Below are 13,538 nucleotides of genomic sequence, written 5' to 3' on the forward strand. Positions count from 1 at the left end.
CGGATCCTTTTTCCGTTCGGACCGGACGATCCTCCATGGGATCAATGGAGCCTTACTCGGCAGCCAATGCCGCTTGCAATTCCGGCTTCTCGCGCGAGGCCTCATGCATGTCATCTGCGGTCGACTTGATCCGGAACCAGGCGGCATAGAGCGCGGGCAGAAACAGCAGGATCAGAACCGTGCCGACGGCCGTGCCGCCGATCAGTGTGTAAGCCATCGACCCCCAGAACACGGAATGCGTGAGCGGGATGAAGGCCAGCACGGCAGCAAGCGCGGTGAGGATCACGGGTCTCGTGCGTTGCACCGTGGCCTCGATGACGGCGTGATAGTCGTCAAGGCCGGCGGCAAGGTTCTCCTTGATCTGTTCGGTCAAGATCAGAGTGTTGCGCATCAAGATGCCCGCCAGTCCAATCAGGCCCAGAATCGCGTTGAACCCGAAGGGCTGGTTGAAGAGGAGCAATGCCGGCACGACGCCGACGAGGCCGAGCGGTCCAGTCAGGACGACCATCGCCATCGTCGAGAACGATCGAACCTGCAGCATGACGACGATCAACATGGCGGCAATCATGGCGGGGAAGATCGTCGCGAGCGCGTCGTTGGCCTTGGTTGCCTCCTCGATCGATCCGCCCAGCTCGATACGATAGCCGGCCGGAAGGGAGGCGATCAGGGGCTGCAGGGCTGCCTTGATCTCCTTGGAGACCTCCGGAGGCTGGGTCGCCTCATTGATGTCCGAGCGTATCGTGACGACGGGGGTGCGATCGCGGCGCTTGAGGATCGGCTCTTCAAGTCGGATTTCCGAATGGCCGACCTGGTCGAGCGGAATCGAACGGCCGTCCCGGCTCATCAGCGAGAAATCCGCCAGACGCGCCGGGTCCAGCCGCTCGCCACCAGCACTGCGCGCCACGATGGGGACATTGCGGATGTCCTCGCGAACCTGGGTCACGGCGATGCCGGTGAGCAGGAACTGGAGTTGACGGCCCACCTCGGCCGGCGACAGGCCGATGAGGTTCAGCCGATCCTGATCCGGGATGAAGCGGAGCACGGGCGTGCGGTTGCCCCAATCCCGATTTGCCTGTCGTACATCGGGAACGCCACGCATGATTTCGAGAGCCTTCTGAGAGATGGCGTACAATTGCGCGGGATCGGGCCCCATCACACGAAACTCCACCGGGAACGGCGTATAGGGTCCGAACACAAGCTGGGTGACGCGCACATTGGCCTCAGGTGCGAGGCCCTGTGATACCGATTGTCGGAGTCGATGCTTCAAAGCCTCGCGCGCCTCCGCATCCGGCGTCAGGACGACGATCTTGGCGAAGGCCGGATCTGGCAGCTCCGGCGCCATCGCGAAGAAGAAGCGCGGCGCGCCCTGACCGACATAGCTCGTGATGATCTTGGCCTCGGGTTGATCGTGCAGCCAGCCCTCGAGCTTCTCGACGGTGCCCGTCGTCGTCTCGATGCTGGTGCCTTCCGGCAGGCGAACCTCCACCAGCACTTCCGGGCGGTCGGAGGTCGGGAAGAACTGCTGCTTGACGCCAGCCATGCCGACGACGGAAAGCGCGAAGGCGACGGCGACGATGCTGCAGGTCAGGAATTTGTGGCGGACCGCGAAGGTGATCAGCCCTCGCAGGCGCTGATAGTTGGGCGTGCCGTAGATCGCGTGGTGACCGCCTTCGACCGGCTTGATCGCGGGCAGCATCTTGACGCCAAGATAGGGCGTGAAGATCACCGCGACGATCCAGGAGACGATGAGGGCGAATCCCACGACCCAGAAGATGTTGCCAGCGTATTCGCCGGCGGTCGAGCGCGCGAATCCCACCGGCAGGAAGCCCGCGATTGTCACGAGCGTTCCAGACAGCATCGGCGCCGCGGTGTGGCTCCACGCATAGGCCGCCGCCGAGATGCGGTCCATGCCTTCTTCCATCTTCACCACCATCACCTCGATCGCGATGATGGCGTCGTCGACGAGAAGACCGAGCGCCAGGATCAAAGCGCCGAGCGTGATGCGGTCGAAGAACCGGCCGGTCTCCAGCATGATCAGGAACACGACGGCGAGCGTCAGGGGCACGGCAGCCGCAACGACGATGCCGACACGCCAGCCGAGGCTGAGCAGGCTCACCAGCAGCACCACGCCCAGCGCCATCGCAAACTTCATCATGAACTCGTCGACCGCCGAGGTGATGTTGACGGCTTGATCGCTGACCTTGGCGAGGCTCATCCCGAGCGGCAGTGTCCGAGCGATAGCCGCAGACCTCTCCTCCAGCGCCTTGCCGAGCGCGAGGCCATTCCAGCCCTCCTGCATCACCGCCGCGAGCATGATGGTAGGCTCGCCCTGGTGCCGGATGATGTAGGTGGGTGGATCCTCGTATCCGCGGCGGACCTCAGCAATGTCGGACAGCTTCAGCGTCCGCCCGGCAGCGACGATCGGGGTATCGGCGATCGCCTGGACGCTATCATAAGCGCCGTCGACCCGGATGAAGACCTGCGGCCCCTTGGTATCGATCGAACCGGCTGGCGTCACCGTATTCTGTCGCTGCAGGGCGGCAACGATATCCGTTGCCGACACACCGAGAGTTGCCAGCTTGGCATAGGAGAACTCGACGAAGATCTGTTCGGGACGTTCACCGAGGATGTTGATCTTCTTGACGCCGGGCACGTGCAGGAGATCCTGGCGAATGGTCTCGGCTTGCCTTGCGAGCTCGCGCATCGGCATGCCCTTGGCCTTGAGTGCGTAGAGTCCGAAGCTCACGTCCGAATATTCGTCGTTGACGAAGGGGCCGAGCACTCCGGACGGCAGCTTGCGCGCTTCGTCCCCGAGCTTCTTGCGGGCCTGGTAGAACTCCTCCTGCACGCTGGACGGCGGCGTGCTGTCCTTCAGCGTCACCGTCATGTAGGCATAACCCGGCCGCGTCGTCGTCTCCACCCGGTCGTACCAGGTCAGCTCCTGAATCCGCTTCTCCAGGGGTTCGGCGACCTGGTCCTGCATCTCGCGCGCCGTCGCGCCCGGCCATACGGTGGTGACCGTCAGGGTCTTGATGGTGAAGGACGGGTCCTCGGCCCGCCCGAGCATGAAGAAGGCGTAGGCGCCCGCGGCCGCCAGCAGCAGGATGAAGAACAGGGTGACGGCCCGTTCGCGAACGGCGAGGGCGGAGAGATTGAAGCTCACGACTTGCTCCCGCTTTCCGAGCCAGTCCTGACGCGAGCACCCTCATGCAGGAGATGAGCGCCGAGAGAAACAATCTGGTCACCGGACTTCGATCCCGAGATAACGGCTGTCTCGCTGGTCACACGAAGCAGCTTGACGGGCTGCAGGCGCACGGTCGAGGTCGCGCTGTCGAAGACCCAAACGCCCGTCGTTCTGCCGTCATCGAGCACGGCGCCCAGCGGCACCTGGGCTTCCGGCTGATGATCCTGGCTTGTAAGCCGAATGGTGACGGTCGCACCAAGCGGCGCCGCTGCGGCGTCACCATCGAGCACGTAGCGGGCCTCATAGGTGCGGGTCTGGGGATCGGCGGAATCCGATAGCTGGCGCAGATGCGCGGTAAAGCGGCGCCCATCGCTGCCATACAGGCTCGCCTCGGCGAGCGAGCCGATCGCCGGCCGCATGGTTTCGGGAAGCGCGACCACGGCTTCGCGAGGACCGGACTGCGCCAGTCGAACGACCGCTTGGCCGGCGGCAACCACTTGTCCCGGCTCGCCGAGCGTCTGGGTGACCGTCCCGTCCGCATCCGCGACCAGAACGGAATAGGTCGCCTGGTTCTCGGCGACGCCTGCCTCGGCTTCGGCCGCGGCAAGCTGCGCCTTGGCGGTGTCCGACGCGGCCTTCGCCTGCTCGTAGCGCTGCTTTGAAGTCCATCCGTCGTTCACCAGGTTGGCGTATCGCCGCTCGTCGGCGTCGGTCTGAACGACAACAGCGCGCGCCGCGGCGACCGCGTTGCGCTTCGCTGTGACCGCGAGGCGCAAGTCGGTTTCGTCGATCCGCATCAAGGGCTGGCCGGATTTGACTTGCTCACCGACATTCACGAGTCGTTCGACGATCTTCCCGGCAACGCGAAAACCGAGATTGCTTTCCACTCGCGCGCCGACCGTCCCGGTGAAACCGCGCTCGGATCCGCTGACCCGAGTGGCTGTCACCAGGCGGACCATCGGGGGTTCCTGCCTTGGATCGATCACCGCGGAGGCTTCGTGGGCGGGAATGGCAAGGGAAACGAAGGTCGCTACCCCCGCCGGAACCAGAATACCGGCGAGCACTGCAACACCCCTTTTCATGACCCATCTCCTTTGAGAATTAGATGTCGTATGACTTCTATAGACATGTTAGATTTCGATCGCAATCCAATTTTTGGCCTATAACGGAAGCGTGATCCCAGACCCCCCGATTTTCCCCGCGCAACGTACGAAAATCAGGGTGCACAGATTGATAGATTGCAATCGAACTCTATATTTGATATAGCAGTCGAACGAAATCCAATTGGAGATCCGCGATGCGAGTGAGTCGCACCCAGGCGGCCGAGAACCGCCAAAACGTGATCAATGTGGCCAGTCGCCTCTTCAGGGAGCGCGGCTTTGATGGCATCGGCCTCAAGGATCTGATGAAGGGTGCCGGGCTGACTCAGGGCGCCTTCTACAAGCAGTTCGCTTCAAAAGAGGATCTGGCGGTGGAGGCGTCCAGGCGCGCATTGGAAAGCGCATCCGGCCGATGGTCAGACGCAGCCGCGGCGCATCCTGACGATCCACTTGGCGCCGTGATCGGGTTCTACCTCAGTGGCGACCATCGCGAAGAGAAGATGGACGGCTGCCCGATCGTGGCGCTCGGCGCAGATGCCGCCCGACAGGGCCTCGAGGTGAAGGCGGAATTCGAAGCGGGAATCAAAGCCCATCTCGACGTGCTCGGCCGCTTCATCGCCGGAAACGACGGCGAGGCCTCGCGCGGCAAGGCCATGGGCATTCTCGCGACGATGGTCGGCGCGGTGACGCTCTCTCGCGTCGTCAACGACCCCGATCTGGCTCAAGCGCTTTTGGATGCCGCGGCCGAACAGGTTCGAGACGCCGCTGCCGCTTGAGCGGGAGAGGCCGGTGTTCGGAGTGAATCCGCACGGCCCATTCGCTGATCAAATTAGAAAGAGAACGATGTCAAAAGAAGCAACAGACGACTTTGCCGGAAAATGGGCGCTGGTCACGGGCGCGTCGAGTGGCCTCGGTCTTGAATTCGCAGATCTGCTGGCGGGGCAGAAAGTCAATCTCGTCTTGGCGGCTCGACGGCGAGAGTCCATGGACAAGCTTGCCTCCGATCTCCGCAGCAAATATGGCGTGGATGTGCTGGTCGAGGCGATCAATCTTGCCGCACCGGGCGCGGCCAACCGCCTGAAAAGCAGTCTCGACGCGAGGTCGGTGACGATCGACATCCTGGTGAACAATGCCGGTTTCGGCTTGCACGGCGATTTCTTGGACACGCCGATCGAGCAAACCGCGAATATGATCCAGCTCAACATCACCACGCTCACAGAGCTGACCTATCTGTTCGGCCGCGACATGGCTCAGCGGCGATCCGGACATATCCTTCTTATCGCCAGCCTCCTGGCCTTCCAGGCCGTTCCCAGCTACGCGGCCTATGCGGCAACCAAGGCTTATGTGCTGGCCTTTGGCGAAGCTCTGCATGACGAACTCCGCCCGCATGGCGTGGTCGTTACCAGTCTCTGCCCGGGGCACACCGCGACGGGCTTCGATGCGGCAGCCGGCGCAACCGCTTCAAGCTTGCTGCGCCTCCTCACCATGAAGCCGCGTCCGGTCGCCGAAAGCGGTATTCGGGCGCTCTTGCAAGGAAAGGCCATGGTGGTCGCAGGCCTGTCGAACAAGATGGCTGCCTTTTCAAATCGTTTGACGCCACGGTCAATGCAAAGGGCCACGATGAAGAGGATAATGGACGCCTGACGTCTGGAGCGGCTGCATGTGGGCGCTTATCGACCAGCGTTCTGCCCACGTGGTTCGGACTAGTTAAGCGTACGTTGTCAAAAACTCGCAGCGGGATTATCGCCCTATCCCATCATCTCCCAGAGCTTGCGCGTGAGCACGCCGACGCGCTTTTCGATCGCGGCCGCGGCATCGAGTGCGAGATCCTCGCGATAGCGGCCGGCAATCAATTGCACGCCGATCGGCTTGCCGTCATGCAGCGCGACCGGCACCACGGCGCCGGGCAGGCCCAGCACGTTGATGGCGGAGATGAAGCGGATCTCGCCCCAGAAGATCTCGCGCACGCGCTCGGGACTGACGGTGTCCTCGCGCGGGCCCGGCGTCGGCTTCACCGTGGTCGGCGCCAGCACCACCGGATACTCCTCGAAGAACAATTGCCAGGCGCGGATGTGGCCGTTGCGCGCGGCGGTCGCCTGCATCCAGCCCTTGAGATCGAGCACGTTGGCCTTGGCCTTCATGCCGCCCCAGGACTTGTGAAAATCCTCGGATGTGACCTTCAGCATGGCGGCCTCCTGCATCATCACAGTCTCGTTGGTGATGATGTCGCACCAGGTCTGCCAGACCCCGTTAATATCGGGCACCTCGACCTCGCTGACGCGGTAGCCGGACCGCTCGAGATGATCGGCAGCCTGGCGCAGCGCCGCGGCGACAGAGGGATCGACGTCCATGTCCTCGGGGATCTTTGCCAGTGCAACCTTGATCGGCCGCTTCGGCCGCTCGCCGACCAGCGGCGCGGGCACCCACCAGGGATCGCGCGGATCGCGCTGGCTCATCACCTCCAAAGCGAGGCGCACGTCGGCAACATGGCGCGCGAGCGGCCCCTGCGCCGACATCAGATGCGCCAGCATCGGCCGCTCCGACCTTGCGCTTCCGTTGAAGGCGGGGATGCGGCCCTGCGTCGGCTTGATGGTGGCAACGCCGTTGCAATGCGCCGGCCAGCGCAGCGAGCCGCCGATGTCGTTGCCGTGGGCGATGGTGCCGATGCCCGCAGCGACCGCCGAGCCCGCACCCCCGGAGGAGCCGCCGCAGGTGATGTCTGGATCCCAGGGATTGAGCGTCAGCCCATGCAGGGGATTGTCGGTGAAGCCGCGGAAGGAGAATTCGGGCGTGTTGGTGAGACCGATGACGATCGCGCCTGATTTATTCAGGTTGCGCACCACGGGCGCATCCGATGGCGCGATGAGGTCCTTGTTGGCGGGCACGCCGTTGAAATTCGGCCGGCCCTCGTAGTCGACATTTTCCTTGATCGTAATCGGCACACCGTGCAGGAGACCGAGCTCGCCGCCTTTGGCGCGCTGCTTGTCGGCCGCGTGCGCCGCTTTGAGTGCTTCCTCCGAGAGATCGACGACGACCGCATTCAGCTTCGGATTGACGGTGCGCATTCGTTCGAGATGCGCTTCGACCGCCTCGACCGCGGAGATGGCGCCGGAGCGGATCGCAGCCGCGGTCTCGACCGCCGACCATTGCCAGGCCGGCCCGTTCGGGCGCCGCGGCTTCGCCGATTTGCCGGCAGCGGCCTTTCCGGCCGGCTTGGCCACGGCGCTCTTGCGGCCGGAGCCCTTCTTCGAAGCCTTCGCCGTCTTCTTCAACACACTTTTCTTCTTGGTCGCCGTCTTCTTCGCCACGCCGCATCTCCTCAATTTGCGCGGCGGAGGTTAGGGACGACGCGGGACCCTGTACAGGCGCGATTCTGCATGGCGCATTGTCGCGACGCTCTGTCGCAATCGCAGCCGTCTATGAGCGAGCGCCTACACCAAGGGTGGATTGAGCCGCGCAAAGCCCTCCTGGATGCGATAGGGATAGTACGGATAAGGCGGCATCACAGCGCTGACCTCATCGAGCCGCTTGATCTGGTCCGCGCTCAGCGGCCAGCCGACGGCGCCGAGATTGTCGCGCAGCTGCGCTTCGTCGCGCGCCCCGATGATCACGGAGGAGACCGTGGGACGCGACAGCAGCCAGGCAATCGCGACCTGCGGCACGGTCCGAGCGGTCTCCACAGCAATCGCATCGAGCACGTCAACGACGGCGTGGAGGCGCGCATCGTCCACGGGCGGACCGAACTGTGCGGTGGCATGCAGGCGGCTTCCTTGCGGCAGCGGCTGGCCGCGTCGGATCTTTCCGGTGAGCCGGCCCCAGCCCAGCGGGCTCCAGACCAGAGCGCCGATGCCCTGATCGCGCGCGAGCGGCATCAGCTCCCATTCATAGTCGCGCCCGAGCAGCGAGTAATAGACCTGGTGCGCGACATAGCGCGGCCAGCCATGCCGGTCCGCGATCGCGAGCGACTGCATCAGCTGCCAGCCGGCGAAATTCGAGACGCCGACATAGCGCAGCTTACCGGCGCGCACGAGCATATCGAGCGTGGACAGCACCTCCTCGATCGGCGTGAACGCGTCGAAGGCGTGGAGCTGAAGCAGATCGATATGGTCAGTGCCGAGCCGTCCTAGCGCCGCATCGACCGAGGCAAGCAGCCGCTGCCGCGACGAGCCGGCATCGAGCGGACCGTCGCCCATCGGCAGGCTCATCTTGGTCGAGATCAGCACCTTGTCCCGGCGCCCCTTGATCGCGGCACCGAGGATCTCCTCGGAAGCGCCGTTCGAATAGACATCGGCGCTGTCGAACAGATTGACGCCGGCATCGAGGCAGATATCGACCAGCCTGCGGGCTTCATCAGTGCCGCTGCGGCCCCAGGCGGAAAACAACGGACCCTGGCCGCCGAACGTGCCGGTGCCGAAGCTGAGGACGGGGACTTTGAGCCCGGAAGCGCCGAGATTGCGGTATTCCATGATCGCTCTCCTATTCCGCCGGGCACGCCGCGACGGTTGCCGGCGCGGGATCGAGCCGGAGACTCCACAGCGCCAGAACGAGGCCAATGACGGTGATGCCGGCCGCGACCAGCGGCAGCGCCGAAAGGCCGAGCCCGCGGTCGATAGTGACGCCGCCTACCCAGGCGCCGAGTGCGTTGCCGAGATTGAACGCGGCGATGTTGAGGCTGGAGGCGAGCGTCCGGCCGCTGGGACCTGCGGCCTCCAGCACGCGAAGCTGAAGCGGCGCGACGGTCGCGAAGGCGGCGGTGCCGAGTAGCAGGATCAGCGCGACGGACAGGATCTTGATCGACAGCACGGCCGCCAGGCCGAGCAGCACGATCGCAAGCGCGGCGAGCGTGCCGGTCAGGGCCCGTGCGAGGCCGCGGTCCGCAAGCTTGCCGCCGGCGATATTGCCGATCCCAAGGCCGACGCCGAACACCAGCAGGATCGGCGAGACGGCAGCCTCCGAAAAGCCGGTGAAGCGCGTCAGGATCGGCTGGATATAGGTGAAGACGACGAACAGGCCGGCGAAGCCGAACACGGTCATGGCAAGACCGAGCAGCACCTGCGGACGACCGAGCACGGCCACTTCCTCGGCAAGCGAGATCGGCTTGTCGCCATTGCCGACATGGCCGGGGACGAGCGCGGCGACGACCGCGAACGCGATCACGCCGATGACAGTCACCGCCCAGAACGCCGCGCGCCAGCCGAGCATCAGGCCGAGCCAGGCACCGAAGGGCACGCCCAGGAGCGTCGCGACCGTCAGGCCGATGAACATGGTGGCGATCGCAGACGCACGCTTGTCCTCGGCGACGAGGCTGGTGGCCACCACCGAGCCGACGCCGAAGAACGTGCCGTGCGCGAGCGAGGTCAGCACGCGCGCGGCCATCAGCAATTCGTAAGTGGGTGCAAGCGCGCAAGCCGCATTTCCGAGCGTGAAGATCGCCATCAGCGCCAGCAGCACGGTTTTCCGCGGCATTTTGCGCGTCGCCAGGGTGAGGACTGGCGCCCCCACGGACACGCCGAGTGCATAGCCTGATATCAGCAGGCCTGCGACCGGCACCGAGACGTGCATGTCGGCGGCAACCTGCAGCAGCAGGCCCATGATGATGAATTCGGTGGTGCCGATGCCGAAGGCACCGGCGGTGAGCGCGAGGACGGCAGGAGGCATGCGTTGCTCCAAGGGATGAGAAGAGCCACGCAGATAGCGGCGCTGCCGCCAAACCATTAGAATGTCCGCAATCCAATCATTTGTGACGTGAATTCAACATGGCCCGTTTCGACACCAACCGCTCCGCCGAGATGGAGGTCTTCGTCCGTGTCGTCGACCTCGGCGGCTTCACCCCGGCCGCGCGAAAGCTGCGCCTGACGCCGTCGGGCGTCAGCAAGCTGATCTCGCGTCTGGAGACGCGCCTCGGTGCGCGGCTCGTCAACCGCACCACGCGCAGGCTGACGCTGACGGAGGAAGGTCAGGCCTTCTACGAGCGCTCGTTGCGCATCCTCGCCGAGATGGAGGAGGCCGAGCGCGAGGCGGCCTCGGGCGCGGCGCCGCGCGGCCGCCTTACGGTCAATTGCAACATCCCCTTCGGCATGCTGCATGTGATGCCCTTGATCCCGCGGTTTCTGGCGCAGCATCCCGACGTCACGCTCGATCTCGTGCTGACCGATACGGTGATCGACCTGATGCAGGAGCGCGCGGACGTCGCCATCCGCGTCGGTCCGCTGCGCGCCTCGCGGCTGGTCGCGCGAAAGCTCGGCACCAGCCGCATGGTCGTGGTCGGCGCGCCGGACTATCTCGCCCGCTGCAGCATGCCGAAGATTCCGGCCGATCTCGCCGACCACCGCGGCATCGGCTGGACCTTTCCACGCAGCATCCGCGGCTGGCCGTTCAGGCGTGGCGACCACGCCGAGGAGGCCCTGCCCCCGCCGGTCGCGCGCGCCAGCGACGGCGAAGCCGCCCGCCGCCTCTGCCTCGGCGGCGTCGGTCTTGCGCGCCTCGCCCTCTTCCACATCGGCCCCGATATCGAATCCGGCCGCCTCGTGCCGGTGCTGCAAGGCTACAACCCCGGCGACCGCGAAGACATCCACGCCGTCTATGTCGGCCACACCGCCCCACTCCCGGCACGCGTGCGCGCGTTCATCGATTTCCTCGCCGAGCACGTGCGGGTGAGCGACCCCGCGTTGAAGCGGACCGGGGATGGGAAGTGGAAGCTGGTGGGGTGAAGCGGCGGCGGAGGGCGCAGGAGAAGCTTGCCCCCGGCAGGCTTGCCGAGCCGAAGCAAACGGAACCGAGTCCACCTTCGCCCTGCGAGCTTCGGCGCGCCAGCCTTGCGCAAACGTCGTTTGCGAAGGCTGGCGAGGAGAGTGTCAGTCCAGGGATGCCGGGCGAGCCAACGCCGGCGAAATAAATTGCTTCAGCATTGCGGCCGCGCTTCCTAGGGTCGGCCTGTGCTCGGCCAATTCCAGCGTCCGCACGAGCACGGTGTGCGATTCCGAAAAAGAGGCGACCACGATCATGAGCAATGCCATCACTGCCGCCGGAGAGAAGCCGCTGACTCCGGCCATGCTGCGCGAGTTGTCGGTGCGGTCCGATTGGCAGGGTCTGATCCGCGCGGCCAGCCACTACGGCGTTATCGTCGTTGTCGGCGCGCTGATCTGGCTGGTCTCATCGCAATACGGAATCGTCTGGGCGTTGCCGCTGGTGGTCGTCCAAGGCTACTTTGTCGCATTCCTGTTCATGGTGGTCCACGAGACCGCCCACAAGACGGCGTTTCGCAGCCGGGCGCTTAATCTCGCCTTCGGTCATGTCTCCTCGTTCGCGGTCGGCTTGCCTTACGAATATTACTGCTTATTCCACTGGGATCATCATCGGTATACGCAGGATCCAGAGAGGGATCCGGAACTGCTGTCGGTTCCAATCCCGACCTCGGACGCGCAACTGGTGATCGTGTACAGCGGCTTGCGGCAGGTTGCCTTCCGGGTGGGGCTGATGCTTCGCCATGCGTTGACCGGCAACGCCACGTCACCCTGGATTCCCGAAAGCAAACGCCACATTGTCGTGACAGAAGCGCGTCTCCATCTGGCAGGCTACGTCGCGCTGTTGCTGGCATCGATCGCGTTGCACAGCTTGATCCTGTTGTGGGTCTGGGTCGTCCCCGTGATCGTCGGTCAATTGTTTCTGCGTCCGTATCTGCTTGCCGAACACACCGGCTGCGATCGCACGCGCAGCGCCTTCCAGAACACCCGCACCACCTATACCGCCAGGTTCGTGCGCTGGTTCGCATGGAACATGCCCTATCATGTCGAGCACCATGCCTATCCTTCGATTCCTTTCCATGCGCTGCCGAAACTGAACCGGATCGTCGCCGATCAGATCGTCTATCGGGGCCCGGGCTACATCGCAGTGACGCGGCAGACGTGGGCCTGGTTTCGCCGCGCACGCAACGGTACCGAACGCCCGATCGGTTCTGATTGAGTCGAGATCAGGACTTGGCGGAAGCCAGCAGAGTGCCGTTGCCGCAGGCCGTGCTGCGCCCAAGGTGTGAGCAGCTTGATGAATTTATTGCCCCGACCGCGGTTGGAAGCTGTTTTGCTTGCGCAAAAAGTGGACAGCGGGGCCTTGTCGATTAATTGCTTCATGGTCTTCGATCTTCAGACGATCCTGTCGTTAAGGTCGATCACCTCCGGTCGCCGGCATCACAGGGGTTTGGCATGCGATCAACAACTGCACTTCGGTTCGCCGTGTTCGTGCTATCTGCGTCCTTCCTGTTTACGCCGTCCGAGCGTGCGACAGCCGAGGAATTGCTGAAGGCGCGGCTCGCCCAGAATCTTGGGCCGATCTCGGGACTGGCGATCGTTGCCCATGCGAAAGGCATTTTCGCCAAGCAGGGGCTCGACATCTCGGTCTCCAATTTCACCAGCGGGAAGCAGTGCCTCGATACGGTGCTTGGGGGAGGGGCGGATTTCGCGACAACAGCCGAGGCGCCGGTCACGGCGGCCGCGATGGCGCAACAGCCCATCGCCTTCGTGGCGGGAATGGAATATTCGGATCTCAAGACGATGACCGCAGCTTCTGCCGGGATCAAAACGAAGGCCGATCTGCGTGGAAAGCGAATCGCCTTTACGGCCGGAACCGGCAGCGAAGTCTACACCTCGGTTCTGTTGAAAGCGGCAGGCCTGACGTCGAAGGACGTGACGCTCGTCAACCTGCGACCGCAGGAGATGCTCCCTGCCATGGCGGCCGGCAGCATCGACGCATTCGACACCTGGGAGCCGCACGTCGCGAATGCGAAGAAGGCTCTCGGCGAAGGCGCTATCCCGCTTGATACCAAAGGTCTCTACTCGGAGACCTTCAATATCGTCGTGACGCAGTCTTACCTCGCCGCCAACCCCGCGATCGTCAGCAAGTTCCTGGCGTCCCTCATCGAAGCCGAGGGCTGGCTCAAGGCGAATCCGGGTGAAGCAATCGACGTCATCGCAGCGGCGACGGGGATGAAACGCGATGAATTGGCGTCGATCTGGACGGACTACGTCTACCATGTGCGCCTCGACGACAGGATTCTCACGACTCTGAAAACCCATGCCGCCTGGCGGCTCGAGACCGGCAATCATCCCCCTGGAGCGAGCATGCCCGATTTCACGAAAGTCCTGGTGACGGCGCCGCTGAAGGCGCTCGATCCAGCTCGCGTCACGCTGGAGGCGCGCCCGTGAGCGTCGGCAGACGCAGCAGCGCGACCGAACGGCTGAGCGTACTGGTCGCCGTCCTCT

The 13,538-nt window shown here is 64.3% G+C and carries 11 protein-coding genes; 5 read left to right on the forward strand and 6 right to left on the reverse strand.

Annotated features, from left to right (window positions below):
- Positions 1-52: 52 nt before the first annotated feature.
- Both ACVWYQ_RS21210 and ACVWYQ_RS21215 read right to left on the reverse strand, forming a co-directional pair.
- Positions 53-3,163 carry an efflux RND transporter permease subunit gene (locus ACVWYQ_RS21210; protein ID WP_404544581.1) on the reverse strand — a complete coding sequence of 1,037 codons (3,111 nt, stop codon included), beginning with the start codon at positions 3,161-3,163 and terminating at the stop codon, positions 53-55.
- On the reverse strand, positions 3,160-4,266 hold the full coding sequence (locus tag ACVWYQ_RS21215) for an efflux RND transporter periplasmic adaptor subunit (protein ID WP_271539752.1): 1,107 nt from the start codon (positions 4,264-4,266) through the stop codon (positions 3,160-3,162). The genes ACVWYQ_RS21210 and ACVWYQ_RS21215 overlap by 4 nt, the downstream gene beginning before the upstream one ends.
- 215 nt (positions 4,267-4,481) lie before the next feature.
- On the opposite strand from ACVWYQ_RS21215, the gene ACVWYQ_RS21220 reads away from it, so the two are divergent.
- Entirely contained in the window at positions 4,482-5,060 is a 579-nt protein-coding gene (locus ACVWYQ_RS21220; RefSeq protein ID WP_271539753.1) for a TetR/AcrR family transcriptional regulator, read from the forward strand.
- A 67-nt stretch (positions 5,061-5,127) separates the two neighbouring features.
- Positions 5,128-5,928, forward strand: coding sequence for an SDR family NAD(P)-dependent oxidoreductase (locus ACVWYQ_RS21225; RefSeq protein WP_271539754.1), 801 nt, complete (start codon positions 5,128-5,130; stop codon positions 5,926-5,928).
- A 104-nt stretch (positions 5,929-6,032) separates the two neighbouring features.
- Here the strand turns inward: ACVWYQ_RS21225 and ACVWYQ_RS21230 are convergent, their stop codons facing one another.
- The 3 genes from ACVWYQ_RS21230 to ACVWYQ_RS21240 all read right to left on the reverse strand — a co-directional run bounded on the left by ACVWYQ_RS21230 (position 6,033) and on the right by ACVWYQ_RS21240 (position 9,942).
- Entirely contained in the window at positions 6,033-7,592 is a 1,560-nt protein-coding gene (locus tag ACVWYQ_RS21230; protein ID WP_271539755.1) for an amidase family protein, read from the reverse strand.
- A 123-nt stretch (positions 7,593-7,715) separates the two neighbouring features.
- Entirely contained in the window at positions 7,716-8,750 is a 1,035-nt protein-coding gene (locus tag ACVWYQ_RS21235; RefSeq protein WP_456726329.1) for an aldo/keto reductase, read from the reverse strand.
- A gap of 10 nt (positions 8,751-8,760) precedes the next feature.
- Positions 8,761-9,942 (reverse strand): MFS transporter, encoded by a 1,182-nt coding sequence (locus ACVWYQ_RS21240; RefSeq protein ID WP_271539757.1) that lies wholly within the window; start codon positions 9,940-9,942, stop codon positions 8,761-8,763.
- A 98-nt stretch (positions 9,943-10,040) separates the two neighbouring features.
- Here ACVWYQ_RS21240 and ACVWYQ_RS21245 point away from each other — a divergent pair, with 98 nt between their 5' ends.
- A complete protein-coding gene (locus tag ACVWYQ_RS21245) occupies positions 10,041-10,994 on the forward strand; it encodes a LysR family transcriptional regulator (RefSeq protein ID WP_275507723.1) in 954 nt (317 codons plus the stop codon).
- Positions 10,995-11,138: 144 nt separating this feature from the next.
- On the opposite strand, the gene ACVWYQ_RS21250 is transcribed toward ACVWYQ_RS21245, so the two are convergent.
- Positions 11,139-11,288, reverse strand: coding sequence for a hypothetical protein (locus ACVWYQ_RS21250; protein ID WP_275507722.1), 150 nt, complete (start codon positions 11,286-11,288; stop codon positions 11,139-11,141).
- On the opposite strand from ACVWYQ_RS21250, the gene ACVWYQ_RS21255 reads away from it, so the two are divergent.
- Both ACVWYQ_RS21255 and ACVWYQ_RS21260 read left to right on the forward strand, forming a co-directional pair.
- Positions 11,287-12,246, forward strand: a complete 960-nt coding sequence (locus ACVWYQ_RS21255; RefSeq protein ID WP_456726330.1) for a fatty acid desaturase — start codon at positions 11,287-11,289, stop codon at positions 12,244-12,246. The genes ACVWYQ_RS21250 and ACVWYQ_RS21255 overlap by 2 nt on opposite strands.
- 236 nt (positions 12,247-12,482) lie before the next feature.
- The gene (locus tag ACVWYQ_RS21260; RefSeq protein ID WP_271539760.1) at positions 12,483-13,481 is read left to right on the forward strand and encodes an ABC transporter substrate-binding protein; all 999 of its coding nucleotides are present in this window, start codon (positions 12,483-12,485) and stop codon (positions 13,479-13,481) included.
- Positions 13,482-13,538: the final 57 nt, after the last annotated feature.

It is taken from the genome of Bradyrhizobium sp. USDA 3397 (genome assembly GCF_054060965.1).